Annotated in this window: 20 protein-coding genes and 2 pseudogenes; 16 read left to right on the top strand and 6 right to left on the bottom strand. The window is 74.6% G+C overall.

Features of this window, described 5'->3' with window-relative positions; genetic code table 11:
* Nucleotides 1-76: 76 nt before the first annotated feature.
* From GA0070620_RS26945 to GA0070620_RS26975, 8 genes and pseudogenes are all read left to right on the top strand, one after another.
* Complete coding sequence (locus tag GA0070620_RS26945; protein WP_091595427.1) at nt 77-904, top strand: DUF4097 family beta strand repeat-containing protein; 828 nt, start codon at nt 77-79, stop codon at nt 902-904.
* Complete coding sequence (locus GA0070620_RS26950; RefSeq protein ID WP_091595429.1) at nt 901-1,512, top strand: PadR family transcriptional regulator; 612 nt, start codon at nt 901-903, stop codon at nt 1,510-1,512. Before GA0070620_RS26945 ends, GA0070620_RS26950 begins: the two co-directional genes overlap by 4 nt.
* A 145-nt stretch (nt 1,513-1,657) precedes the next feature.
* Nucleotides 1,658-2,359, top strand: coding sequence for a response regulator transcription factor (locus GA0070620_RS26955; RefSeq protein ID WP_091595431.1), 702 nt, complete (start codon nt 1,658-1,660; stop codon nt 2,357-2,359).
* A pseudogene (locus GA0070620_RS34340) lies at nt 2,356-2,515 on the top strand (two-component sensor histidine kinase); the annotation flags it as partial. The gene GA0070620_RS26955 and the pseudogene GA0070620_RS34340, both read left to right, overlap by 4 nt.
* 176 nt (nt 2,516-2,691) lie before the next feature.
* Nucleotides 2,692-3,912 (top strand): annotated as a pseudogene (locus GA0070620_RS26960) (sensor histidine kinase); the annotation flags it as partial.
* A gap of 62 nt (nt 3,913-3,974) precedes the next feature.
* Nucleotides 3,975-5,591 carry a trypsin-like peptidase domain-containing protein gene (locus GA0070620_RS26965; protein ID WP_091595435.1) on the top strand — a complete coding sequence of 539 codons (1,617 nt, stop codon included), beginning with the start codon at nt 3,975-3,977 and terminating at the stop codon, nt 5,589-5,591.
* A gap of 164 nt (nt 5,592-5,755) precedes the next feature.
* Nucleotides 5,756-6,427: a BON domain-containing protein gene (locus GA0070620_RS26970; protein WP_091595437.1), complete on the top strand. Its 672-nt coding sequence runs from the start codon at nt 5,756-5,758 to the stop codon at nt 6,425-6,427.
* A 164-nt stretch (nt 6,428-6,591) separates the two neighbouring features.
* A complete protein-coding gene (locus GA0070620_RS26975) occupies nt 6,592-7,653 on the top strand; it encodes a glycosyltransferase family 4 protein (RefSeq protein ID WP_091599421.1) in 1,062 nt (353 codons plus the stop codon).
* 15 nt (nt 7,654-7,668) lie between these two features.
* Here the strand turns inward: GA0070620_RS26975 and GA0070620_RS26980 are convergent, their stop codons facing one another.
* Nucleotides 7,669-9,114 carry a serine/threonine-protein kinase gene (locus tag GA0070620_RS26980; RefSeq protein ID WP_091595439.1) on the bottom strand — a complete coding sequence of 482 codons (1,446 nt, stop codon included), beginning with the start codon at nt 9,112-9,114 and terminating at the stop codon, nt 7,669-7,671.
* 223 nt (nt 9,115-9,337) lie between these two features.
* Between GA0070620_RS26980 and GA0070620_RS26985 the strand changes: the two genes are divergently transcribed.
* The 5 genes from GA0070620_RS26985 to GA0070620_RS27005 all read left to right on the top strand — a co-directional run bounded on the left by GA0070620_RS26985 (nt 9,338) and on the right by GA0070620_RS27005 (nt 16,235).
* Complete coding sequence (locus GA0070620_RS26985) at nt 9,338-10,168, top strand: patatin-like phospholipase family protein (protein WP_091599423.1); 831 nt, start codon at nt 9,338-9,340, stop codon at nt 10,166-10,168.
* Nucleotides 10,168-11,190 (top strand): 1-acyl-sn-glycerol-3-phosphate acyltransferase, encoded by a 1,023-nt coding sequence (locus GA0070620_RS26990; RefSeq protein ID WP_091595441.1) that lies wholly within the window; start codon nt 10,168-10,170, stop codon nt 11,188-11,190. The genes GA0070620_RS26985 and GA0070620_RS26990 overlap by 1 nt, the downstream gene beginning before the upstream one ends.
* 9 nt (nt 11,191-11,199) lie before the next feature.
* A complete protein-coding gene (cutA, locus tag GA0070620_RS26995) occupies nt 11,200-11,520 on the top strand; it encodes a divalent-cation tolerance protein CutA (protein ID WP_091595443.1) in 321 nt (106 codons plus the stop codon).
* Between the two features lie 48 nt (nt 11,521-11,568).
* Nucleotides 11,569-15,057, top strand: a complete 3,489-nt coding sequence (locus GA0070620_RS27000) for an SCO7613 C-terminal domain-containing membrane protein (RefSeq protein ID WP_091595445.1) — start codon at nt 11,569-11,571, stop codon at nt 15,055-15,057.
* 128 nt (nt 15,058-15,185) lie between these two features.
* Nucleotides 15,186-16,235, top strand: a complete 1,050-nt coding sequence (locus GA0070620_RS27005; protein WP_091595447.1) for a fatty acid desaturase family protein — start codon at nt 15,186-15,188, stop codon at nt 16,233-16,235.
* A gap of 58 nt (nt 16,236-16,293) precedes the next feature.
* On the opposite strand, the gene GA0070620_RS27010 is transcribed toward GA0070620_RS27005, so the two are convergent.
* Nucleotides 16,294-17,061, bottom strand: a complete 768-nt coding sequence (locus tag GA0070620_RS27010; protein ID WP_157741714.1) for a hypothetical protein — start codon at nt 17,059-17,061, stop codon at nt 16,294-16,296.
* Between the two features lie 155 nt (nt 17,062-17,216).
* Between GA0070620_RS27010 and GA0070620_RS27015 the strand changes: the two genes are divergently transcribed.
* Both GA0070620_RS27015 and GA0070620_RS27020 read left to right on the top strand, forming a co-directional pair.
* Complete coding sequence (locus tag GA0070620_RS27015) at nt 17,217-17,510, top strand: 4a-hydroxytetrahydrobiopterin dehydratase (protein ID WP_091595451.1); 294 nt, start codon at nt 17,217-17,219, stop codon at nt 17,508-17,510.
* Nucleotides 17,507-18,658: an FHA domain-containing protein gene (locus GA0070620_RS27020; protein ID WP_091595453.1), complete on the top strand. Its 1,152-nt coding sequence runs from the start codon at nt 17,507-17,509 to the stop codon at nt 18,656-18,658. The genes GA0070620_RS27015 and GA0070620_RS27020 overlap by 4 nt, the downstream gene beginning before the upstream one ends.
* A 24-nt stretch (nt 18,659-18,682) precedes the next feature.
* Here the strand turns inward: GA0070620_RS27020 and rocD are convergent, their stop codons facing one another.
* The 3 genes from rocD to GA0070620_RS27035 form a co-directional block, all read right to left on the bottom strand.
* Nucleotides 18,683-19,885 carry an ornithine--oxo-acid transaminase gene (rocD, locus tag GA0070620_RS27025; protein ID WP_091599425.1) on the bottom strand — a complete coding sequence of 401 codons (1,203 nt, stop codon included), beginning with the start codon at nt 19,883-19,885 and terminating at the stop codon, nt 18,683-18,685.
* A gap of 11 nt (nt 19,886-19,896) precedes the next feature.
* Nucleotides 19,897-20,712: a dimethylargininase gene (gene ddaH, locus GA0070620_RS27030; RefSeq protein ID WP_172836624.1), complete on the bottom strand. Its 816-nt coding sequence runs from the start codon at nt 20,710-20,712 to the stop codon at nt 19,897-19,899.
* Between the two features lie 399 nt (nt 20,713-21,111).
* Complete coding sequence (locus GA0070620_RS27035; protein WP_231921985.1) at nt 21,112-21,873, bottom strand: DMT family transporter; 762 nt, start codon at nt 21,871-21,873, stop codon at nt 21,112-21,114.
* A 207-nt stretch (nt 21,874-22,080) separates the two neighbouring features.
* Here GA0070620_RS27035 and GA0070620_RS27040 point away from each other — a divergent pair, with 207 nt between their 5' ends.
* A complete protein-coding gene (locus GA0070620_RS27040; protein WP_091595457.1) occupies nt 22,081-22,890 on the top strand; it encodes an Fpg/Nei family DNA glycosylase in 810 nt (269 codons plus the stop codon).
* 95 nt (nt 22,891-22,985) lie between these two features.
* On the opposite strand, the gene GA0070620_RS27045 is transcribed toward GA0070620_RS27040, so the two are convergent.
* The gene (locus GA0070620_RS27045) at nt 22,986-24,362 is read right to left on the bottom strand and encodes an FAD-dependent oxidoreductase (RefSeq protein WP_091595459.1); all 1,377 of its coding nucleotides are present in this window, start codon (nt 24,360-24,362) and stop codon (nt 22,986-22,988) included.
* Nucleotides 24,363-24,365: the final 3 nt, after the last annotated feature.

A 24,365-nucleotide genomic window follows, 5' to 3' on the forward strand; every position in this document is an offset into this window, starting at 1 on the left:
TTGTGCTGTCGCGATGTATCGCGTTATCGTTCGTCCCGTCGGGCGCGCCGTCGGCGTGTCGTGAGGGGAGGACGACATGACCGGGTGGACCGTCGACAGCCCCCAGCGGCTCACGCTGGACGGGCCGGTCACGCGGCTGAACGTCCGGCTGTTCAGCGGTCGGCTCAACGTGGTGGCCACGGACGGGCCGGCCCGGGTGGACGTGACCCGGGTGGGCCGGCGGCCCGTCCTGGTCGAGGTCCGCGACGGGCTGCTCAGCGTCCGGCAGGAGCGCGGCCGGCGCTGGTCGGACCTGTGGTGGTGGGGGCCGTGGGGATGGCCTCGCGTGGACGTCTCCATCGCGGTCCCCGCCGACGTGGCCGCCGACCTGCGGTTGGTCGACGGCTCACTGGTCGTCTCGGGCCTGCGCCGGCAGACGAAGGCCGACGTCACGTCCGGCCAGATCACGCTGATGGGGCTGCGCGGCACGACCAACGCGAAAATCGTCTCCGGTCCGGTCGAGGCGCTCGGAGTGGCCGGTGACCTCGGCATCGAGACCGTCTCCGGCGAGGTGATCCTCGCCGACAGCGCGCCCGGGCAGGTCCGGGCGCAGACGGTGTCCGGCGCGATCACCTGCGACCTGGACAACCCGCGGCGCAGCGAGATCCGACTGCACACCATCTCCGGCAGCATCACCGTCCGGGTCCGGGAGGACAGCGACCTGGCGGTCCGGCTGCACACCACCGCCGGCCGCATCACCAGCGGCTTCCCCCAGGTACGTACGGAGTCGACCATCGGCTCGGTGAGCAACAGCGAGGGAGTGCTAGGCGCGGGCGAAGGTAAGCTCTGGGCGTCCGCCACGTCCGGCAGCATCGCGCTGCTCGCCCGCCCGGTGGACGACGACGAGGACGAGGAGCTGCCGTGACGGGCGTGTTCAGTCACGGGCGGCTCCGGCTCTACCTGCTCAAGCTCCTCGACGACGGGCCGAAGCACGGCTACGAGCTGATCCGGCTGCTGGAGGACCGCTTCCTCGGCCTGTACGCCCCGAGCGCCGGGACCATCTATCCCCGGCTTCAACGCCTGGAGGCGGAAGGGCTGGTCAGCCACACCGCCGCCGGTGGCCGCAAGACGTACGACATCACCGCCGCCGGCCGCGACGAGCTGCGCCAGCGCGCGGTTGAGCTGGCCACCCTGGAGTCGGACATCGCCGCGTCGGTGGAGGACCTCTCCGCCCTCGCCGGCGAGATCCAGACCGAGGTACGCGGTTCGGTCCGCGACCTGAAGCGGGAGCTGCGGGATGCTGCCCGGCAGACCCGCCGGAGCCGGTGGGAGGCGCCGCCCTTCGTGCCGGGACCGCCGCCGCGTCCCGAGCCGGCGCCCGGCCTGCTCGCCGAGTTCGACGAGCGGCTTGCGGCCTTCACCGGCGAGGTGAGCCGCCTCGTCCGCGCCCGGCGGTTCAGCGACACCCAGCTCACCACCGCGATCCGGCTGCTCGACGGCGCGTTGGACGGGCTGCGCCGGCTGCTCCGCTGACGGTGCGGCCGGTCGGTGCGGGTCCTCGACTTTCCGGCCCCGGCAACGCATGCTCGACCACGAGCAGCCGACACATCGCCCGCTCACAGGGTTTTTCCAGGAAGCGTCCAGCGCGGGCGCAGCGAGGGCGCGGATGATGGGGCCCATGCCCGCTACCCAGACCGAGGCGCGACTGCTCGTCGTCGAGGACGACCCCAACATCCTCGAACTGCTCTCCGCGAGCCTGCGCTTCGCGGGCTTCGACGTGGCGACCGCGACCAGCGGCAGCGCGGCACTGACCGCCGCCAAGGACCACCGACCCGACCTGGTCGTCCTGGACGTGATGCTGCCCGACCTGGACGGGTTCGAGGTCATCCGGATGCTCCGCGAGGGCGGCACGCGTACGCCGGTGGTCTTCCTGACCGCGCGGGACGCGACCGACGACAAGATCCGCGGGCTGACCCTGGGCGGCGACGACTACGTCACCAAGCCGTTCAGCCTGGAGGAGCTCACCGCACGGATCCGGGCCGTGCTGCGCCGCACCAGCAGCGGCGAGCCGGCGCCCTCCCGGCTGACCTTCGCCGACCTGGAGTTGGACGAGGAGACCCACGAGGTCTACCGGGCCGGTCAGCGGGTGCAGCTGTCGCCCACCGAGTTCAAGCTGCTGCGCTACCTGATGCTCAACGCCAACCGGGTGCTGTCCAAGGCGCAGATCCTCGACCACGTGTGGAACTACGACTTCCGCGGCGACGACAACATCGTCGAGTCCTACATCTCCTACCTGCGGCGCAAGGTCGACACCACCCAGCCCCGACTCATCCACACCCTGCGGGGGGTCGGTTACGTGCTGCGCAAGCCGGCGGCGTGAACGCGGTCCAACAGGCGAAGGGACGGCTGCGGAGCGTACCGCTGCGGTTGAAGCTGGTCACCGCCGTCCTCACGCTGGTCGCGCTCGCCCTCCTGGTGATCAGCTCGCTGACCACGTTCTTTCTGCGCAGTTACCTGGTGGGCCAGGTCGACAGCCAGATCCAGTCCGCGTCGCAGGGCCTCGGGCAGTTCCTTCCCCAGCTGCGCACCGGCGAGGTGAAGGCCACCCTGCCGAGCGACTACGTCGTCTCGCTGGCCGACCCGCAGACGGTCTACCAGCCGAGATACGACGACTTCAACCTGGACCCGGAGCAGTTGCCGAAGTTCCCCAGCGACCTGCGGGGCTTCGTGGCGCTGGAGGGCGAGCCGGTCACCGTCCGGTCCCAGGACCACCAGATCCGCTGGCGGCTGTACTACGCGGCGCAGCCGGACGGTTCGGTGCTGGCCGTCGGTCAGCCCCTCACCGACGTCGACCGGGCCGTGACACGGCTGGTCTGGATCGACCTGTTGGTCGGTGGCTCGGTGCTGATCCTGCTCGCCTCGCTCGGCGCGGCCATCGTGCGGACCAGCCTGAAGCCGCTGGTGGAGATCGAACGCACGGCCGCCGCGATCGCCGGCGGTGACCTGACCCGCCGGGTGCCCGACCCCGAGGAGGGCCAGGAGTACCCCACGTCCGAGCTGGGGCGGCTGTCGCGCGCGCTGAACGCGATGCTCACCCAGATCGAGGCGGCCTTCACCGCCCGGGCGGCCTCCGAGACGGCCGCCCGCTCCGCCGAGGTGGCCGCCCGCGACGCCGCCGCGTCCGCGCAGGCGTCGGAGGCGCGCGCCCGGCGCTCGGAGGAGCGGATGCGGCAGTTCGTCGCGGACGCCTCGCACGAGCTGCGTACGCCGCTGACCACCATCCGCGGCTTCGCCGAGCTCTACCGGCAGGGGGCGGCCCGGGAACCGGAGCAGACGGCCGGCCTGCTGCGCCGGATCGAGGACGAGGCGGCCCGGATGGGGCTGCTGGTCGAGGATCTGCTGCTGCTCGCCCGGCTGGACCGGGAACGGCCGATCTCGCTGGCCCCGGTGGAGCTGCCGGTGCTCGCCGGCGACGCGGTGCAGGCGGCGCGCGCGGTCGCGCCGGACCGGCGCATCCAGTTGGACATCGAGCCCGGGTCGGGACCGCTGGTGGTGCTCGGCGACGACGCCCGCCTCCGGCAGGTGATCGGCAACCTGATGACCAACGCGCTGACCCACACGCCGCCGGACGCCTCGGTGACCCTGCGGCTGCGCGCGGAGCCCGGCAACCTGGCCGTGGTTGAGGTAGCCGACACCGGTCCCGGCCTCTCGCCGGAGCAGGCCGAACGGGTCTTCGAGCGGTTCTACCGGGCGGACGCGGCGCGTACCCGGCGGGCCGGCGGAAACACCGGCACCGGCCTGGGGCTGGCCATCGTGGCGGCGCTGGTGAGCGCCCACCACGGCACGGTCGAGGTGGCGGAGACGCCCGGTGGTGGGGCGACGTTCCGCGTACGCCTGCCGCTGGTTCCGGAGAGCGTCGAGGGCGGCGAGTGACTTTCAGCCAACTTCCAGGCGGGTTCCAGCCTGGTCGCAGTGGCGGGAGAGAAGGTGGTCCCATGACCGAGTACGAGTCCGACCCGCAGCACCGGCCGGCCCCCACCGACGCCGAGCCGTCGTACCCCAGCGCCGAGCTGCCGCGCGTGGAGCGCGCGCAGTCCGACTCCCCGACCACCGACGCCCCGGCCGCGGCCGGAACGGTTGCCCGGGACAACGACACCACCGCCCCCGTCGCCGTCACGCCCGCTTCGGGAGCCCCGGCCACCGGCTACCAGCCGACCGCCGGCACTCCGACCCAGCCCGCCCCCGGTCAGCCGGTCAGCGGGCCGCAGGGGCAACCGGTCGCCGGGCCGCACGGCCAGCCCGGCCAGCCGGTCCCGGCCCAGCCCGGCCAGCACGGGCAGGCGGCACCCGGACAGCACGGCTATCCGCCGGCGGGCGCCGGCGGCTACCCGGGCGGCCACTGGTACCCGAACCAGCACTCCGGCTGGACCGGCGGGGGACAGCCGGGTGCGTACGGGCAGCAGCCGGCGGTGGGCCACCCGGGCGCGTACGGGACGCAGCCGCAGCACGCGGGCCAGTCCGCGCCCCCGTGGGCCGTGCCGGCGGGCCAGCACAACGGGCCACGCCCCAGCCGGGTCGCCAAGTTCGCCGGCGCCGGCGTCGCGGTGCTCGCCCTGATGCTCGGCTCCGGTGTGGCCGGCGGCGCGCTCGCGCTCGCCGTCGACGGCGACGGTGGCGGCATCACCCGCACCTACTCCGCCGCCCCGGTGATCAACAGCGCGGACCTGCCGCGGATCGCCGCCTCGGTGCAGGACAGCGTCGTCTCCATCGCCACCGACAGCGGCGAGGGCTCCGGCGTGATCCTCACGACCGACGGCTACGTGCTCACCAACAACCACGTGGTCGCCTCGGCGAGCGGTGACACCGTCCGGGTGGTCTTCGCCGACGGCAAGACCGCCGAGGCGGAGATCAAGGGCACCGACCCGAAGACCGACCTCGCGGTCGTGAAGGCCAACGGGGTCAGCGGCCTGAAGGCGGCCACGTTCGGCGACAGCGACGCCATGCAGGTCGGCGACCAGGTGCTCGCCCTGGGCAGCCCGCTCGGCCTCCAGGGCTCGGTCACCGCGGGCATCCTCAGCGCCCGGGACCGCACCATCCAGGCGGGCGAGGGCCAGCAGCAGGACCCGCGCCAGGGGGCCAGCTCGATCGCCGGCCTGCTCCAGACCGACGCTCCGATCAACCCCGGCAACTCCGGCGGCGCGCTGGTCAACACCCGAGGCGAGGTCATCGGCATCAACACGGCGATCGCCACCTCCGGGCAGAGCACCGGCAACATCGGCGTCGGGTTCGCCATCCCCAGCAACAAGGCCAAGGACGTCGCCGGCAAGCTCCAGCGCGGCGAGAAGGTCAGCCACCCGTCCCTCGGGGTCAGCGTGAACATGGCCGAGGGCGGCGGCGCGTTGATCGCGGCGGTCACCCAGGGCAGCCCGGCCGAGAAGGCCGGCCTCCAGCGCGGTGACGTCGTCACCCGCTTCGGCGACAAGGTGATCAACGACTCGGACGATCTGGTCGGCGCGGTGCAGGCCGGCAAGGTGGGCGACCGGGTCGAGGTGCACTACAAGCGGAACGGCTCGGAGGCGACGACCACCGTGACCCTCGCCGAGACGTCGTAACCACATCTGAACCTGCCTCCTCCCTCCGGCGGCGGGTGACGGGGCCAAGGGGGTTGGTCTCGTCACCCGCCGCCACCTCTTCCGACGGCGGTTCACCCGACCCGGGTGAACCGCCGTCACCCCCTGCGCGGGCAGTCTCGTCGGAACCGGCGAGGGGAGACGGGATGAGCACGGCAGCCGTTGCCCGCGAGGACCAGCGGATCCAGCAGGACGTCCTGGCCGAACTGGCCTGGGACGCCGAGGTGCAGCCGAACGAGATCGCGGTCAGCGTCGAGCGCGCTGTCGTGACGCTGGGCGGGTGGGTGGACAGCTCCGCGCGCCGGTGGGCCGCCACCCGCTGTGCCCACCGCGTACGGGGGGTGCGGGCGGTCGTCGACGACATCGAGGTACGCCTGCCCGGCAGCCCGGGCGCCACCGACTCGGACATCGCCGTCGCCGCGGCCCGGGCGCTGGAATGGGACAGCTTCGTGCCCGCCGAACGGCTGGACGTGACGGTCTCCGACGGCTGGGTGATGCTCCGCGGCGAGGTCGAGTTCGGTTGGCAGCGGCGCACCGCCGAGCGGGAGCTGTACCGGCTCCGGGGCGTACGCGGCGTCACGAACCTGGTCGAGGTCAACCCTCCGGCGCCCACGGACGAGGACCGCGTGCTCCGGGACGTACGCCGGGCGCTGGGACGCGCCGTCGGCACCGAGCGGGTGTCGGTGGCGGTGGACGGCGACACCCTCGTCCTGAGCGGTGTCGTGCGCTCCTGGTGGGAACGGGACCAGGCGGAACGGGTGGCGTGGTCGGCGCCGGGCGTACGGGCGGTGGAGGATCAGCTGCTCGTCGGCGAGTGACCTGACGCCCAGCATGTCCGGGTTATCGCCCTCGGTCTGCGGGAAAGCGCCGGGCCACGCGAACCGGCGCCGCCGAGCGCGCACGCGGGGGACCAACGGGAGGACACGTGGCCGTGAACCACCGGCCGAGCGGCCGTCCAACGGACCGGCCGCTGCGGATCGCGATGGTGGTCCCGCCCTGGTTGAGCGTGCCACCGCCGGGTTACGGCGGGCTGGAGCAGGTGGTCGCCGGGCTGGTCGACGCCCTCGACGAGCTGGGGCACGACGTCACCCTGTTCGGTGCCGGTGAGGAGCACGGCACGGCCGCACGCAGCTTCGTCTCCACCGAACCGACCCTCCAGTTCGAGCGGCTCGGCGAGGCGCTGCCGGAGCTGGCCCACCTGGCCCGGGTGGATCACCTGATCGGCCCCGGAGACTTCGACGTCATCCACGACCACACCACGATCGGGCCACTGATCGCGGGGCGGCGTGCGGTGCCGACGGTCGCCACGATCCACGGCAACCCGGTGGGTGAGTACGGCGCGGTGCTCTCGGAGACGGACCAGGGCGTCGGCCTGGTGGCCATCTCCCACGCCCAGCGCCGACTGAACACCGGACTGCCCTGGGTCGGCACCGTCCACAACGGGCTGGACATCCGGGCCATCCCGCGTAAGAGCGCACCCGGGCCGGGACCGGTGCTGTGGCTGGCCCGGTTCAGCCCGGACAAGGGCCCGGAGGTCGCCATTCGGGCGTGCCGGGAGGCCGGGGTGCCGTTGCTGCTCGCCGGCAAGTGCAACGAGCCGGCCGAACGCCGCTACTACGACGACGTCGTCAGGCCGCTGCTCGGCGACGACGTCGAGGTGGTGCTCAACGCCGACCGGGAGACCACCCTGCGGATGCTGGTGGACGCCCGCTCCCTCATCATGCCGATCCAGTGGGAGGAGCCGTTCGGCATGGTGATGGTGGAGGCGATGGCGACCGGCACCCCGGTGGTCGCGCTCGACCGGGGGTCGGTGCCGGAGCTGATCCAGGACGGGGTGACCGGCCTGATCTGCGGCGGCGCCGACGAGTTGCCCGCCGCGCTGCTGGCGGCGGGACGGCTCGACCCGGCGGACTGCGTGGCGCACGCCGCGGACGCGTTCTCCACGCTGCGGATGGCGGAGGGCTACGTGGCGGTCTACCGGCAGGTCGGGGCCGGTGCCGCCGGGTACGACGTACGCGAGCCGGCGCGCGCCGTCGTCCGCTGAGGCCGGCCGGGGGACTCAGGCCCGTGCGGTGGCGAGCTCGGCGATCGCGGCGTCGAGCTGGAGGGCGTACGCCCGGCTGATCGCACCCTCGCGGAGTCGGACGGCGACCTTCTCGCGGAGCCGGGCGACCGGCGGACCGAGGTCGACAGCCCCGCCGCCCACGGACGTGCTCAGGTTGCGTAACTCGTTGCGCAGGTCCACGCCCACGTCGGAGCGGATCTCGCCGGCCCTCAGTCCGGAACCGATCAGACCCTCGACCCGGTGGGCCGCCTCGACCAGTGGACCCGACAGGCCGGTCACCGGGTCGGGTGTGGACGGTTCCGGCCGATCCGGCGAGCGCGGCGCCGCCTCCGGCGTCGGCACGTCCGTCGTCGGTGTGCCCGGCGCGGCCGGCGGCAGCGCCTCCGGCGGTGGGGGTGCGTCCGGGAGCAGCGCGCCGAGAGCGAGCACCGCCGCGACCGCGAGCCCGGCCGGTGCCCAGCGCGACGCCCGGGACAGCCGGGGCCGGGCTGCGGGAGCCGAGGCGCCGGGCCCGACCCGGCCGGAACCACCCCACCGCTCCGCGCCGGTCGTCGGCGGTGCCGTGCCGGGTCCCGGTTCCGCACCGGCCGTCGGCGGTGGGGGCGTGGGCGGCAGGTGTTCCCGCAGGACCGTGGCCACCTGGCGGGCGCTGGGCCGGGCCGCCGGGTCGCGGGCCAGGCACCGCAGCGCCGTCGTGGCCACCGCCGTCGGCAGGCCGGGAACCCCGGCCAGTGCGGGTGGCCGGTCGGTGGCCAGTGCCGCGCTGAGCTGTTCCCAGGTGTCCGCCGGGTAGGGCACCCGGCCGGTCAGCGTCTCGTAGAGCAGCACGCCCAGCGAGTAGACGTCGGTGGCCGGCTGGGCCGGCGCGCCGTCGAGCCGCTCCGGTGCCACGTACGCGGGGGTGCCGAAGGTGCCGCCGTCCTCGTCCTCGTCCGGGGCGCCGATGCGGGTGGCGATGCCGAAGTCGAGCACCTTGGCGCCGACGGGCGTCATCATCACGTTCGACGGGGTGATGTCGCGGTGCACGACGCCCAGCCGGTGGGCCGCGGCGAGCGCGTCGGCGACCTGCGCGCCGACCTCGACCGCCTCGGGCCACGGCAGCGGCCCCTCGGTCAGCCGCAGCTCCAACTCCTCGCCGGTGAGCAGCTCCATCACCACGAACGAGGTGATGGAGCCGTCCGGCGCCACGGTCTCGCCGTAGTCGTGGACCGCGGTGACGTGCGGGTGCACCAGCCGGGCGGCGGCGCGCGCCTCGTCGCGCACCATCCCCCGGAAGCGGGCGTCGGCGGCCAGCGACGGGGCGAGCACCTTGAGCGCGACCATCCGGTCGAGCACCTCGTCGTGGGCCCGCCAGATCACGGACATGCCGCCCGCGCCGATCTGGTCGAGGAGCCGGTAGCGGCGGGCCAGCAGCCGGCCGGGATGCAGTGCTGCCGTCACGGGTGCGCACCTGCCTCGGGGTGGGAGCCGTATCAGGTTGCGTCAATGTTTCCTGGCTGTCAACGTTCGCGCCGGAGTCGGGCGCGGCGCGGTCCGGGATCGATCAGGGTGCGTGCCCGGCGCGGGGCCCCGCGCCGGGCGCCGCTGGTCGCGGCCGGTCCCGGTGGCGGCCGGGCGACCCGGGCCGGTGGCCGGCCGGCGCGGTCGTGCCAGGATGAACGACATGGCGGGGGGACCGGTGGCGTTCGTGCTCGGCGGCGGCGGTGTGCTGGGGGCGGTCGAGGTGGGCATGCTGCGTGCCCTGTTCCGCGCCGACATCCGACCCGACCTCGTGCTCGGCACGTCCATCGGCGCGGTCAACGGGGCCCTGGTCGCCGCGGACCCGTCCGAGGCGGTCACCGACCGGCTGGTCCGGCTCTGGGCGTCCCCCGAGGCCAGCGAGGTGTACGGCGATTCGGTGGCCCGCCAGCTGCGCCGGTTCGCCGCCCGCACCCACCTGCACTCGCCCCTCCCGCTGCGCCGACTGCTCGAATCCGAGCTGGGTGTGGACACCACCTTCGCCGACCTGCGGGTGCCCTTCCGCTGCTGCGCCGCGCACATCGAGCGGGCCGCCGAGCACTGGTTCGACAGTGGGCCGGTCGTCCCCGCCGTCCTGGCGTCCGCGTCGGTGCCCGGGCTGCTGCCACCGACGGAGATCGACGGCGCGCACTACATCGACGGCGGGATCGTCAACTCGATCCCGATCGGCGAGGCGGTGGCCGCCGGGGCCACCCGGATCTTCGTCCTCCAGGTCGGCCGGATCGAGCGGGAGCTGTCGCCACCCCGTCGGCCCTGGGAGATCGCTCAGGTCGCCTTCGAGATCGCCCGGCGGCACCGGTTCTTCCGGGAGATGGCGGCACTCCCCGACGACGTCGAGGTGCACGTCCTGCCGACCGGCGGGTTGAACCCCCGCGACGACACGCCCTGGGCGTACCGGGACATGGCGGCGGTGGGGCGGCGGATCAGCCGCGCGTACACCGCGTCCCGGCGGTACCTGGCCAACCTGGACCGCTGATGCCGCTGCCGCCGAGGTGGGTACGCCGAGTGTTGCTGGCACCCGGCGTGGTGCTGCTCGCCGTGGTGCTGGTCACCACCCTGCCGGTCTGGGCGCTGCTCGCCGCGGCCCTGTCGCCGCTGGTCCCGGGGCGGCTGCGCCCGCTGCGCCTGCTCTGGATCGGCTGCGTCTACCTGGTGTGGGACGCGGCGGCCCTGCTCGCCCTGTTCGGCCTGTGGGTCGCCGCCGGCTTCGGCGCCCGGCAGCGTTCGCCGGGCTTTCAGCGGGCCCACTACCTGCTCGCCGGCTGGTTCCTGCGGGTGCTGTTCTGGCAGGCCCGCTGGACGCTACGGCTACGGATCGACGTGGTCGGCACCGACCCCGACACCGCGCTGCCCGGCCGACCCGAGCTGGTGCTTTGCCGGCACGCCGGGCCCGGCGACTCGTTCATCCTGATCCACGCGCTGGTGAACTGGTTCCGGCGGGAGCCGCGGATCGTGCTGAAGGAGAGCCTTCAGTGGGACCCGGCGATCGACGTGCTGCTGAACCGGCTGCCGAGCCGTTTCATCGCGCCGCCGCGCGACGGCGACCAGGGCGAGGAGCTGCTGCGGCAGATCGGGCACCTGGCCACCGCGCTGGACGACGACGACGCTTTCGTGATCTTCCCGGAGGGCGGTAACTTCACCCCGCGCCGCCGCCTGCGGGCCATCGCGCGGCTCCGTTCGGCGGGCCTTGAGCGCATGGCGCGGCGGGCCGAGCGGATGCGGCACGTGCTCGCACCACGGCCGGGCGGGGTGCTGGCCGCGCTGGAGGCGGCGCCGGAGGCCGGGGTCATCTTCGTCGCGCACACCGGGCTGGACCGGATGCTCACCGTCACCGACGTGTGGCGGGAACTGCCGATGGACAAGCGGATCGTGATGCGGTTCTGGTCGGTGCCCCCGGAGGAGGTGCCGACCGGCCGGCAGGAACGCATCGACTGGCTCTTCGACTGGTGGGCGCGGATCGACGAGTGGATCGCGGCCAACCGTGACAACGCCGCGTAGGGTGCGGTCGTGGACCAGATCAGCGTGGTGACGACGGTGGTGGACGCGCGGTCGGTCGCCGACGTGCTGGCGGCCGCCGCGGTCGCCGGGCGGCTCGCCGCCTGCGCGCAGGTCGGTGGGCAGGTGGACAGCACCTACTGGTGGCGCTCCGGTGTGGAGACGAGCACCGAGTGGTCGGTGCAGTTCAAGACGGCACCGGACCGGGTGGTCGCGCTGGTCGACCAGATCCGGGCCAGCCACCCGTACGAGGTGCCGGAGATCCTGGTGTCCCGGGTGGACAGCGGTGACCCGGCGTACGCCGCCTGGGTGTACGAGCACACCCGTCCCTGAGTACGCGCACTCTGGTCCGCACGCCCCGTGGTTGTCGAGGATGACCGCGTGGAGAACAGCTACCCCTGCCCCGCGTGCGGCGCGCCGGCCGATCTGACCGGCGGCTGCACCGGCTGCCGTCGGCCACCCGACGCGGAGGCCGCCGAGGTGATCCGGCTCGACCGGGACCTCGCCGCGCTCGGCGCCGAGGTGGAGCGGGCGCGGCTCGCGTACGCCGAGGTGGCCGAGCGGTTCCAGCGCGGCCGGCAGCGTCGCGCGGAGCTGGCGGCCCGGGTGCGCGCCCGGGTGGCCGCACCCGTCGTGGCGATGCCGCCGGTGCTGCCGATGCCGGCGCAGTCGCCGCCGGCGACCCTGGCGCGGCCCGGGCGTCCGGAGACGTCGGCGCGCACCGTGCAGGGTCTGCTGTTCGTCCTGGGTGGACTGCTGCTCGGCACGGCGGCGGTGGTCTTCACGGCGGTGGCGTGGGCATCGGTCGGGATCGTGGGCCGGGCGTTGATCCTGGCCGCGGTCACCGCGCTCGCGCTGGCCGTGCCGCTGGTGGCGGTGCGGCAAGGGCTCCGGGGGACCGCGGAGACCGTCGCCGCGGTGGGGCTGCTGCTGGTGGTGCTCGACGGGTACGCCGCCTGGTCGGTGGACCTGTTCGGAGTGGCCGGCTGGCCGGGCACCCGCTACGCCGCGCTGGTCGGGGGGGCCGGCGCGGCGGTGGCGGCGGGCTACGCCCGGTTCAGCCGGCTCACCGGCCCCTGGTTCGCGGCGCTGGTGGCCGTCCAGCCGGTGCTGCCGCTGCTGGTGGCGGAGGCCCGGCCGGGGGCCGACGGCTGGGCGCTGACGCTGGTCGGGGTGGCCGTGCTGGACCTCGCGCTGCTGCTCGTGCTGCGCCGCTCGTCGGCCGGCCCGGCGGTGGTCGCCGGACGGGTGGTCACCTGGACGGCGTTCGGCGCCGCGGTGGTCGCCGCCACCGGGCCCGCGCTGGTGTCGCTGGCCGTGGGCGAGGCGGCGGGCACCCCGCTGCTGGCCGGTCTGCCGCTGCTGGCGGTCGCGGCCGTGCTGGCCGGCGCGGCGCTGCTCACCGGTGACCGGACCGCCCGGTGGGTGGGCACGGGGCTGCTGGTGCCCGTGCTCGCCGCCGGGCTCCTGCGCCCGGTGGCCGAACTGCGTCCGTCGCTGCTGCTGCTGGCCGGCGGGCTGGTCGCGGTGACGCTGGCCGGCGCGGTCGTGCTGCTCCCGGCGGGCTGGCGCACCGGGCCCCGGATCGCCGGGCTGGTGGTCGCCTCCGGGGCGGCGGCACCGGCCGCCCTGCTCACCGTCGGGCTCGCGGTCAACGCCGTCGGCCGGTCGCTGCCACCGTGGCGCGGCGCCGCGCCCGGGCCGGACGTCGCCTGGGGTTGGCAACTGTCCGTCGCCGTGCTGCTCGGTCTCGTGGCGGTGACGCTGCTGGCGCCCCGCGCCGTTCGGCCGGTCGCCGGGCCGGTCGCCCTGGCGCTGGCCGTGCTGGCGGTGCCCGCCGGCTGGCCGTCCCCCTGGCCGGTCGCGGTCGCTCTCGACCTCGCCGGCGCGGCGGCGCTGCTGCTGCTCACGGTCGCCCGACGCACCCGCGGGGCCACCCGGGCGACCGTCGTGGGGGTGGCGGCGGCGCTCCTGGCCGGGCACGGGACGCTCGTGGCGATGGCCGCGCCGGTCGGGGCGTTGGCCGCGCTCGGGGCGGTCGCGTTGCTCGGCGTGGCGACGGCCGCGCTCGGCCGGCGGGCGGAGCCGGTCGTGCCCCGCACGGTGACCGGCCCGGCCCTCGCCGTGGCGCTGCTCGCGGTGCCCGCCGCGGTCCCCGTCGCGCTGCTCGCCGCGGGCCTGCCCGCCTGGTGGCAGTCGCGGGCCGCGCTGGCCGCCGCCGGGGTGCTGGTCGCGGCGCTGCTCGCGGTCCGCCGTCACTGGCCCGACCTCAGCGGGTACGCCTCGACGGCGCTGGCTGTCGCGCTCACGCTGACCGGTGTCGCGCCGGTGCTGGTGCCGGCCGCCGAGCCGCTGGCGCTGTACGCCGCACTGGCGACCCTGCCGCTGGCGGTCGGTCTGTCGTCGCGCGCCGGAGCCCCGTTCGGTCGGCCTGCCGCCCTGCCGAGCGCCGAGGCCACCGAGTCGGGCGCCGGGGCCGGGCCGCCGTATCCGGGTCGGGACGCGATCCCGGCCGACGTGGTGCTGCGGGTGGCCGGGGTGTTGTTGCTGCTGGTGAGCGGGTTGGCGGCGCTGCCCGCGCTGCTGTCGGCGCTGGCCGCCCCGTACGGGCGGGCGGTTCCGGTCTGGTCCGGCGTGCCGGCGGCGGACCCGGTGCCGGCGACCCTCCCGGCCGGCCTGGCCCTGGTCGTGTCGGCGATCGCCGTCGCGGTGGCCGCCCGGGCCGTCCGGGCGACCCGCGCGGCCACGCTGCTCGCCGCGCTGCCGTTCGCCGCCGCCGCGCCTCCGGTGCTGCTCGTCGCGGGCGGTGCTCCCTGGCCGGTGACGCCGGCGGTCACCCTGCTCACCGGGGTGGCGACCCTGCTGGCCGTGGCCCTGGTCGCACCGCGTCCGCTGGCCGTTCCGGTCGGCGTGCCGGTCGGGCTGCCGCTGGTGGCCGCCGGGCTGGCCGGGCTCGTCGCCACCCGTGCGGGCACCCTCGCCGGGCTGGGCCTGCTGCTGGTCGCCGCCACCGTGGCCGGCGCGGCGGGCCGGCATCCCGCCGCGCGGATCGCCGGCTGCCTCTCGGCCGTGGCGGCGGGCGTCGCCTTCGCGATCACCGCGCCGCTGGCCGGCGGGCTGCCCCTGCGCGACGCGGCGTTCGCCGTGCTCGCCGTCGCGGCGCTGACCCTGGCCGCCGCCACATCGCCGCTGGGGGACCGCCGCGCCGTGGTCAGGCCGGTGCTCGACGCCGCCGCCCAGGCGGTGGCACTGGTCGCGCTGCTGCTCACCCTCGGCGCGCCGCGGCACGCGGCGGCGGTCTCCGCCCTGTGGGGCGCCGCGGTCGGCCTGCGGATCCTGCGGCGGGGCGAACCCGTCCACCGGCGGTGGGTCCTCGCCGGCATCGCGGGCGCCGGTGAGCTGCTCGGCGTCTGGTTGCTGCTGGCCGACGGCGGTGTGGTGCTGCTGGAGGCGTACACCCTGCCGGCCGCCGCGCTCGCCCTCGCCGCCGGCCTGGTGGCGCTGCGGACCCGGCCGGGGCTGACCAGTTGGCTCGCGCTCGGCCCGGGGCTTGGCGCCGCCCTGCTGCCCAGCCTGGCGTCGGTCCTGGCCGCGCCGGATCCGCAGCCCTGGCGGCGCCTGCTGGTCGGCGTCGCCGCGCTCGCTGCGGTGTGGGGCGGCGCCACCCGCCGCTGGCAGGCACCGGTGCTGCTCGGCGGGGCCACCCTGACCCTGCTCGCCCTGCACGAACTGGCCCGCGGCTGGGACCTGCTGCCCCGGTGGATCTTCCTGGCCGCCGGCGGTCTCGCGCTCATCGGGTTGGCCGCGACGTACGAGCGCCGGCGGCGGGACCTGCACCGGCTCCGGGCCGCGGTCGGCCGGATGGGCTGACGGTAGGGCAACCCCTACCCCGGATCCGGGGGTTGTCAGGGTTACTCAGCGCAACCTTTCTCCGGAGACTTGACGGTGGGGGTCGAGCCGCACGACGGCCGGCCGGACGTCGAGGAACGGGAGTCGCGATGGTGCTCGCAGCGGTGGCGGATCCGCCGGTACGACGAGGGAGTGACTACGCACAGTTGTCCCGGCGCATCAGCCAGGCGGGCCTGCTGGAGCGGCGCCCCGGCTGGTACGCGGTGCGGATCGCGCTCACCCTGGGCGCCTTCGCGGCCGGTTGGGTCGCCGTGGTGCTGGTGGGGGAGTCGTGGTGGCAGCCGCTGCTCGCGGTCGGGCTGGCCGTGGCGACCACGCAGGTGGCGTTCCTCGGCCACGACGCCGGGCACCGGCAGATGTTCCGCCGCAGGGGTCCGAGCGAGGTCGTCGGCCTGCTCGCCGGCAACCTCGCGGTCGGCCTCAGCTACGGCTGGTGGGTCGACAAGCACAACCGGCACCATGCCAACCCGAACCACGAGGACGAGGACCCCGACGTGGGGGCCGGCGCACTCGTCTGGACGCACGAGCAGGCGCTGGAGACCCGGGGCTTCGGCCGCTGGCTGGCCCGGCGGCAGGCGTACCTGTTCTTCCCCATGCTGCTGCTGGAGGGCCTCAACCTGCACGTGGCCAGCATCCGGGCGGTCGTCGAGCGGGAGCCGGGCGGGGCGTACCGGACGCCGATGCGGCACCGGGGGGCCGAGGCGCTGCTGCTCGCCGTGCACACGGCCGGCTACCTCGGCGTGCTGCTGCTCGTGATGTCCCCGGTGCAGGCGCTGGTGTTCGTCGCAGTCCACCAGGGACTGTGGGGGCTCTACATGGGCTGCGCGTTCGCGCCCAACCACAAGGGCATGCCGATGCCGACCGCCGAGGACGACTTCGACTTCCTGCGCAAGCAGGTGTTGACCTCCCGCAACGTGCGGGGCGGCCGGTTCGTCGACGTGGCGCTCGGCGCGCTGAACTACCAGATCGAGCACCACCTGTTCCCGAACATGCCGCGCGCCAACCTGCGCCGCGCCCAGCCGCTCGTCCGGGCCTACTGCGCCGAGCAGGGCATCCCGTACGCGGAGACCGGGCTGGTCGAGTCGTACCGCCAGGCGCTCGCCCACCTGCACGAGGTGGGTCGCCCGCTGCGGGGCTGACCACGACGACGAGGGGCGGCGCCGACCGGCGCCGCCCCTCGGTGTTCGGGCGTACGGATCAGGCGCCGCCGAACGCCTTGATCAGCTCCGGCGGGGCCTCCTGGGTGTCGGCCGCCGAGGGCTTGTTGACCTTGACCTCGGTGCCGAAGTCCGAGTAGCTGGTGGTCATGGTGCCGAGCGACTCGTGCAGCACGCTGGTGTCGACGGCGATCTTGGTGAGCCGGCCCTCGGCGTCCACGGTGGCGGTGAAGGGCACCTCCTTCGCCTTGGCGCCGAGCGCGGCGATGTCCTTGTCGTCGGGGTTGCTCCGCGTGTAGTCCATGGTCCCGGTGAAGGAGCCGGCGCTGGTCTCCTCGACCTTGACCACGCTCTTGACGAGCTTGTTGACGCCGCCCGGGTCGCCCTCCGGCATCAGGTTGAGCTGGCCGCTAGCGCCGAGCTTGGTGCTGTCCATGTGCAGCCACTTCTCGGGCAGGCCGGTCATCCCGGTCACCTTCATGTACGCGTCGTCGCCGAGCATCAGCATCCGGAACGTGCCCTGCGACCCGAGGTCCATGGTCATGTCCCCGGTCTTGTTGGCCGGGTCCATCACACCGCCGCCGCTCAGCACCGACGACTCGATCTTGATACGCATGCTCTGCTGGTTGAGCTTCTGGGCGGCGGCGGAGAGTTTGCCGAGCGCGTCCGCCGGGACACTGCTGGCCGGCGCCGCGCTCGTGCCGCCGTCGGCGGCGGGACTGTCGGTCTGCTTGCCGCAGCCGGTCAGACCGAGCCCGAGCACTGCGACGAGTGCGACCCCCGTGGTCGCCAGCCGTCGAGTTTTCATCGTGGACAACTCCTCGTGAAGGTGGGGCCGGGACGACAACTGTCGATCCCGACCGGGCCGCTGGCCAGCCTAACCAGACCGGTCCACCGGCGCGCGTCGATACCCCGGCCCGGCGCGGCGCGGGCCGGACCCACCCGCACCGGTAGGGTCTGGGCATGGCAGACGTGCTCACCGCGGAGGCGGTGGAAAACGAGCTGAGCGGGTTGGCGGGCTGGTCGGGAGATCCTTCCGGGATCAGCCGCACGGCGGAGCTGGCCACCTTCCTGGACGCCATCGCCGTGGTGGACCGGGTCGCCGTCACCGCCGAGGAACTCGACCACCACCCGGACATCGACATCCGGTGGCGGACGCTGACCTTCCACTGCGTCACCCATTCGGCGGGCGGAGTCACGCATCGTGACGTGGCGCTGGCCCGACGGATCGACGAGATCATCCGGAGTGCCCGATGAGATTCGAGATCAGCAAGGTTCTGGACGCCATCGAGGGCCGCGTCTGCATCGACCCGTCCCTCGCCCGCGCCGTCGTCGACCTCGCCGAGGTGATCCGCTTCCAGGACCTGGACGGCGGTCGCCCGGCCAGCCTGCTCCGGCTCGGCATGGTGATCGACGCCCTCTCCCGTGAGTTGGAGGAGGACAGCGTCCAGGTCTACGCCGTGGTGCACCGGGCCCTGCTCTCCGACGCCGACCTGACCTCGAACGAGCGGATGGTGGTGCGGCGGTGGGCCGACGACGGGCTGGTCGAGGTGCTCGACAACCCCGGTGACCGGATGCTGGAGGTCGCCGACCTGCTCGGCCTCCCGGTGATCAGCCGGATGCGCTTCGACGGGCTGCGCGGTCGCTATCCGTGGCTGGTCGAGCAGCCGGGCCGGGTGGTCGCCCCGGTGCCGGGCCCCGGCGGGCCGGCGTTCGTGGCGCACGTCGGCGGCGGTGACGCACCGGTGGCGGGCAGCCGATCGGGGGCCGGGGTCAAGCTCCTGGCCCGCCGGTGGCGGTGCCCGGAGCCCGGCTGCACGCTCTTCGGCGGCGGTGGGGGCGGTGGAGCCTTCGCCGACCTCGCCCGGGTGCAGAGCAGCCCGGCCGGGCAGGCGCCGCCCACCCTGCGCGGCGGCGTACCGACGTGTCCCCGCCACGGCGCCCGGCTGAGCGACGCGGGTCCCCGTCCCCGGACGGAGGTGCTCGCGGTGCGGATCGGCGGCCTGGTGCGGCGTCGGTTCGTGCTGACCGACGAGCAGCCGGTGCTGGTGGGCCGGGCGCCCGACCGGGACGGCGGGATCGTGCTCGGGCAGTGGCTCAACGACGAGGCGCGGCGGTGGATCAGCCGCAACCACATCCAGCTGGAACTGCGGGTCGGCGAGATCATCGTGACCGACCTGAGCACCAACGGCTCGGGCATCCGCCCGGGCGGCTCGATGACCGAGTCGGACCGGATCCCGCTCGCCCCGCAGCAGTCCCGCGTGCTGGCCGAGAACGACATGGTGGAGCTCTACCCGGGGGTGCAGGTGGGCCGGGCCGAGGAGCTGCCGACCGGCGCGTCCTACACCCCGACCTCGGTCATGGCCGAGGCCCCGACGATGGCGATGCGCCTGCCCCGCCCCTGACCGGGGCGGGGCGGGCCGGGCCGGTCAGGCCGCCAGGATCGCGGCCAGCTGGGCCACCGCGTGGTCGATCTCCTCCTCCGTCACCACCAGGGGCGGGGCGAGGCGGATGGTCGAGCCGTGCGTGTCCTTCGCCAGGACGCCGCGCGCCGCGAGCCGCTCACACGCCTCACGGCCGGTCATCAGGGCCGGGTCGATGTCCAGGCCGGCCCACAGGCCGCGCCCGCGCACCGCGACGAGCCCCTTGCCGACGAGCGCGGTCAGGCCCTCGTGCAGCCGGGCGCCCAGCTCGGCCGAGCGGCGCTGGAACTCACCGGTCGCCAACAGCCGGACGACCTCGACCGCGACCGCGCAGGCCAGCGGGTTGCCGCCGAAGGTCGAGCCGTGCTGGCCGGGCTTCAGCACGCCGAGAACGTCGGCGTTCGCGGCCACCGCCGAGACCGGGACGATCCCGCCGCCGAGCGCCTTGCCCAGCAGGTACATGTCCGGGACGACATCCTCGTGCTCGCACGCGAAGGTGGCGCCGGTCCGGCCCAGGCCGGACTGGATCTCGTCGGCGATGAAGAGCACGTTGCGGTCGGTGCAGACCTGACGGACGCCCGGCAGGTAACCCTCCGGCGGCACCACGACGCCCTGCTCGCCCTGGATCGGTTCGAGCAGCACGGCGACCGTGTTCTCGTCGATCGCCGCGGTCAGCGCGTCCAGGTCGCCGTACGGCACCACGGTGAACCCGGGCGTGTACGGCCCGAAGTCGGCGCGCGCGTCCTCGTCGGTCGAGAAGCTCACGATCGTGGTGGTACGCCCGTGGAAGTTGCCCTCCGCGACCACGATGTTGGCCTGGCCGGCGGGCACGCCCTTGACCTGGTAGCCCCACTTGCGGGCCACCTTGATCCCGGTCTCCACCGCCTCCGCGCCGGTGTTCATCGGCAGGACCAGGTCCTTGCCGCACAGCGCGGCCAGCTCCCGGCAGAAGTCGGCGAACTGGTCGTGGATGAACGCCCGGCTGGTGAGCGTCAGCCGGTCGAGCTGGGCGTGCGCCGCGGCGATCAGCTGGGGGTGCCGGTGCCCGAAGTTCAGGGCCGAGTAGCCGGCCAGGAAGTCGAGGTAGCGCCGACCGTCGACATCGGTCAGCCAGGCGCCCTCGGCCGAGGAGATGACCACCGGCAGCGGGTGGTAGTTGTGCGCCGTCCAGCGCTCGGCGTCACGGACCGCGTCCGGAGTCCGCAGCATGTCGTCGACGATCACTTGCCTGCCTTTCCCTGTCGGAGCCGCAACGTGCAGCACTTCGGTCCGCCGCCGGCCTTACGCAGCTCGGACAGGTCGACACCGATGGTCTCGTAGCCCCGGTCACGCAGCTTGGCGGCCAGGTCGGTGGCCTGCGCCGGCAGCACCACGTGCCGGCCGTCGCTGACCGCGTTCAGGCCGAGCACCTCGGCGTCGGCCATCGTGGCGTGGACCGCGTCCGGGAAGAGCCGGCGCAGCACGGCCTGGCTGCCCGGCGAGAACGCCTCCGGCAGATAGGCCACCGTGTGCTCGTCGAGCACGGTCAGCGCGGTGTCCAGGTGGTAGAAGCGCGGGTCGACGAGCTGCATGGTGATCACCGGGTAGCCGAAGACCTCCTGCAGCTGCGCGTGCGAGGCGTGCGCGGTGCGGAAGCCGGTGCCGGCGAGCAGCAGGTCGCCGACGAGCAGCACGTCACCCTCGCCCTCGTTGACGTGCTTCGGGTCGTGCAGCTCGAAACCGGCCGACTCGAACCAGGCCCGGTAGGCGGGCGCCTCGTCGGCACGCTGCGGGTCGCGGAACTGCACCGCCATCGCCCGGCCGTCGATCACCGTGCCGCCGTTGGCCGCGAAGACCATGTCGGGCAGGCCGGGCACCGGAGTGATCTCCTCGACGGTGTGGCCCAGGTCGCGGTAGGTCTGCCGCAGCCCCTCCCACTGCCGGATCGCCAGGTCGGCGTCGACGGGCGCGGTCGGGTCCATCCAGGGGTTGATCGCGTAGTCCACGGCGAAGTACGTCGGCCGGCACATCAGAAAGCGCTGGCGGGTGGCGTCCATCGTCATCGTCCTGCTCCCACGGGGTCGGGCGCGCCCGGCCACCGTCGGCCCACGGGCTGGCGCCGATGCTCAACGTTATGCGGCGCCGGGGGGCAGGATCCACCGCTGAGACTTGCACAGGGCGGCTGTTCGTTGCGTCTGGACGGCAAGCATCGCCGAATCGTTGCGTCGGAGCGTGACCACGCGTCGGGCGACCCTACGCCGAGGCGCCGACGTACCGCACCCGCCGTGACCGTCCGGGCGGGTGCGGCACCCGCCCCGGACAGACTTCAGGGGCGGCGAACCGCCGCCCCTGAACGGGTGTCTGCCCGGCTGGTGAACCACCAGGCTGGTCGGGCTGCGCCGGTGAACCACCGGAGCTGGTCGCCGGCGCACCGCCGGCGAGCGGAACAGTGCCCGCTAGAAACGATCGACAAACTGTGAGTCAAGCCACTCGCGGAACCGCTGCACCCAGTCGCCGTCGGTGGTCGGCCAGTCGAACTGCCCGGTCATCGCGAGGATGCCGACCACGACCGCGCCGACCCCGAACGCGATGCCGAACAGCGCGTCGGTCTTCCCGGCGATGTGCCGCCGGCGGGTGGCGACCAGGCCGAGCACGGCGAGCACCGCGCCGACCGCGCCCAGCCCGATGCCGTACCCGGCGAGGGTGCCGGTCAGCACGAACAGGGCGCCGGCGACGCTGACCACCAGGCCCAGGGTGGCGAGCAGGCTGGCCCGGGGCTTCGGCCCGCGTGCCACCGGCTGCGCCGGCGTGACCGGGTCCGCGTCCGTGGCGGCCGGGCGGTCCCGGTCGGGGCGTACGGTCCGGTCCCGGTCGTCGCCCACCACCGTGGCGTCCCGGTCGGCGCGGGCGCCGGCCTCGGTCGGGCGGATGGTCGCCGCGCGGGCGACGGCGGCCCGCTCCGCCGCCCGCCGCTCGGTGTCGCTGGTCGGCTCCGGGTCGGTCACCGCACCGCCGCGGTACGTCGTCCGCTCGGCGTCCCGACCGGTCGGCACCCGGCCGGGGCCGGTCGGTGCCGTCGGGTCCACGCCGGCCGGTGCGGCCGGGCCGGTGGCGGCCGGCCGCGTCTCGTCCCGGCCGTCGACGGCCGGATTCGCGCGCTCGTTCTCGTCCCGCGTCGACGACGGCTCGGAGCGCCGCGACAGCGAAGGAATCTTCACCACAACACACCTCCTGAGGACTGCGGGGTGGCCGTGGAACGGGTGGCACCCACGCGTTACGTCCCCGGAATACCCCGCTGGTCGTTTTCCGACACCCGCTGCCGCTGGGCGGCCACCGCGGCGGCGATTCGTGATCGTTGCCGGCCCGGCGTTCCCGTCAGTCGTCGCCGAACGGGGGCAACGCCGCCCGCGCTAGGCTTGCCGGTCGTGCCAGAGGGACACACCATTCACCGCCTGGCGGCCCGCCACGCCGCGCTCTTCGCCGGCGACAAGGTGCACGCCAGCAGCCCGCAGGGCCGGTTCGCCGAGGGCGCGGCCCGGCTCAGCGGCACGGTGCTGGAGTCCACCGAGGCGTACGGCAAACACCTGCTGCACCACCACGCCGGCGAGCTGACCCTGCACGTCCACCTCGGGCTCTACGGGAAGATCACCGACGGCGAGGGTGAGCCGTCCGAGCCCGTCGGCCAGGTCCGGCTGCGGCTGACCAGCGACCGCCACTGGCTCGACCTGCGCGGTCCGACCGCCTGTGAGGTGCTCACCCCGCCCGAGGTCGCGGCGTTGCGTGCCCGGCTCGGCCCCGACCCGCTGCGCGCCGACGCCGACCCCGAGCGGGCGTACGCCCGGATCTCGCGCAGCCCCACGCCGCTGGCCGCGCTGCTGCTGGACCAGTCGGTGGTGGCCGGCACCGGCCTGATCTTCGTGACCGAGGCGCTGTTCCGCGCCGGCCTGCCGCCGACCCTGCCCGGTAAGCGGCTCGGCCGGGACGGATGGGAGCGGCTCTGGGCCGACCTGGTGGCGCTGATGTCCCAGGCGGTGGAGCGGGGCCGGATCGACACCGTCCGCGACGAGCACCTGCCGGAGGTGATGGGCCGGGCGCCCCGCGTCGACCGGCACGGCGGCGAGGTGTACGTCTACCGCCGCCCCGGCGACCCCTGCCACGTGTGCGGGGCACAGGTGCGCCGCGGCGAGCTGGCCGGACGCAACCTCTACTGGTGCGCCACCTGCCAACCGGCCTGACTCCGGCCCGCCCGTACAAGTCCCGCCGTGTCGGTGCGGTGGGTGCGTTCTCGGTCGCTGGGACGACAGGAGACGCACCCCCCGCCGACAGCGCATCAGCCGCTGGCGGCCACGGCGTCCACGGCCTTGCGGGCGGCGATCAGCACCGGATCCCAGACCGGCGCGTACGGCGGTGCGTAGCCGAGGTCGAGCGCGCTCATCTCGTCCACCGTCATGCCGTTCCAGAGCGCGACGGCCAGGGTGTCGATCCGCTTGGCCGCCTCGGACCAACCGACGATCTGCGCCCCGAGCAGCCGCCCGCTCGGCCGTTCCGCGATCAGCTTGACCGTCATGGGGCGGGCGCCGGGGTAGTAACCGGCCCGGCTGGTGGACTCGGCGATCACCGACACGAACTCGAAGCCGGCGGCGGTGGCGTCCCGCTCCCGCAGGCCGGTGCGGCCCACCTCCAGCTCGCAGACCTTCGTCACGGCAGTGCCGATCACGCCCGTGAAGGTGGCGTAGCCGCCGCCGATGTTGATGCCCGCGACCCGGCCCTGCTTGTTGGCGTGGGTGCCGAGCGGAATGTGCACCGGCAGGCCGCTCACCCGGTGCAGGGTCTCCACGCAGTCGCCGGCCGCCCAGAACCCCGGTAGCCCGGGCACCCGCATCCGCCGGTCGACGCGGATCGCGCCGGTCGGCCCGAGCGGCAGGCCGGCCGCCTCGGCGAGTGCGGTGTTGGGGCGTACGCCCAGGCCGAGCACCACGACGTCGGCCGGGACCGGCCCCTCGGCGGTGACCACGGTGTGGACCCGCCCGTCCCGTTCCTCCAGCCCGGTGACCCGCAGCCCGGCGCGGGTCTGGATGCCGATGCCCGTCATCGCGTCGACGACCAGCTCGGCCATGTCCGGGTCCACCGTGGACATCGGCTGGTCGGCCTGCTCGATCAGGGTGACCGTGAGGCCCCGCACGATGAGCGCCTCGGCCATCTCCACTCCGATGTAGCCGCCGCCGACCACGACGGCGTGGCGGGGCCGCGGGTCGCCCTCCAGCCAGTCGCGCAGCGCGGCGCCGTCGTCCAGGGTTTGCATCCCGAACACCCCGCCGATGTCGTCCCGCGCCCACTCGGGTCGGACCGGCACCGCGCCGGCGGCGTACACCAGCTCGTCGAAGCGTTCCCGCACCTCGCCGCCGCCGGTCAGGTCCCGGGCCACCACCTCGCGGCGCTCGACGTCGATCGCGGTCACCTCGTGCCGCATCCGGACGTCCATGTGGTAGGAGGTGCGGAAGGTCTCCGGCTCGCGCACGACCAGGGCGTCCGGCTCCGGCACCAGCCCGCTGATCCAGTAGGGGATGCCGCAGGCGGAGTAGGACGTGAAGTGCCCGCGCTCGAAGACGACGATCTCCAGGTCGGCCCGGTCGCGGCGGCGGCGCGCCTGGGACGCCGCCGCCATCCCGGCGGCGTCCCCGCCGACGACGATCAGACGTTGCGCCACGTC

Origin of the sequence: Micromonospora krabiensis (assembly GCF_900091425.1) — a bacterium.
Lineage (GTDB): Bacteria > Actinomycetota > Actinomycetes > Mycobacteriales > Micromonosporaceae > Micromonospora > Micromonospora krabiensis.

Bases quoted from the DNA above. Each gene is read 5' to 3' on its own strand.
- GA0070620_RS26970 (WP_091595437.1), top strand. From the start codon at position 5,756: ATGAGCACGGCAGCCGTTGCCCGCGAGGACCAGCGGATCCAGCAGGAC.
- GA0070620_RS26955 (WP_091595431.1), top strand. From the start codon at position 1,658: ATGCCCGCTACCCAGACCGAGGCGCGACTGCTCGTCGTCGAGGACGAC.
- rocD (WP_091599425.1), bottom strand. From the start codon at position 19,885: ATGCTGCGGACTCCGGACGCGGTCCGTGACGCCGAGCGCTGGACGGCG.
- GA0070620_RS26965 (WP_091595435.1), top strand. From the start codon at position 3,975: ATGACCGAGTACGAGTCCGACCCGCAGCACCGGCCGGCCCCCACCGAC.
- GA0070620_RS27015 (WP_091595451.1), top strand. From the start codon at position 17,217: ATGGCAGACGTGCTCACCGCGGAGGCGGTGGAAAACGAGCTGAGCGGG.
- GA0070620_RS26990 (WP_091595441.1), top strand. From the start codon at position 10,168: ATGCCGCTGCCGCCGAGGTGGGTACGCCGAGTGTTGCTGGCACCCGGC.
- GA0070620_RS27020 (WP_091595453.1), top strand. From the start codon at position 17,507: ATGAGATTCGAGATCAGCAAGGTTCTGGACGCCATCGAGGGCCGCGTC.
- GA0070620_RS27010 (WP_157741714.1), bottom strand. From the start codon at position 17,061: ATGAAAACTCGACGGCTGGCGACCACGGGGGTCGCACTCGTCGCAGTG.
- GA0070620_RS26985 (WP_091599423.1), top strand. From the start codon at position 9,338: ATGGCGGGGGGACCGGTGGCGTTCGTGCTCGGCGGCGGCGGTGTGCTG.
- ddaH (WP_172836624.1), bottom strand. From the start codon at position 20,712: ATGGACGCCACCCGCCAGCGCTTTCTGATGTGCCGGCCGACGTACTTC.
- GA0070620_RS27005 (WP_091595447.1), top strand. From the start codon at position 15,186: ATGGTGCTCGCAGCGGTGGCGGATCCGCCGGTACGACGAGGGAGTGAC.
- GA0070620_RS26945 (WP_091595427.1), top strand. From the start codon at position 77: ATGACCGGGTGGACCGTCGACAGCCCCCAGCGGCTCACGCTGGACGGG.
- GA0070620_RS26975 (WP_091599421.1), top strand. From the start codon at position 6,592: ATGGTGGTCCCGCCCTGGTTGAGCGTGCCACCGCCGGGTTACGGCGGG.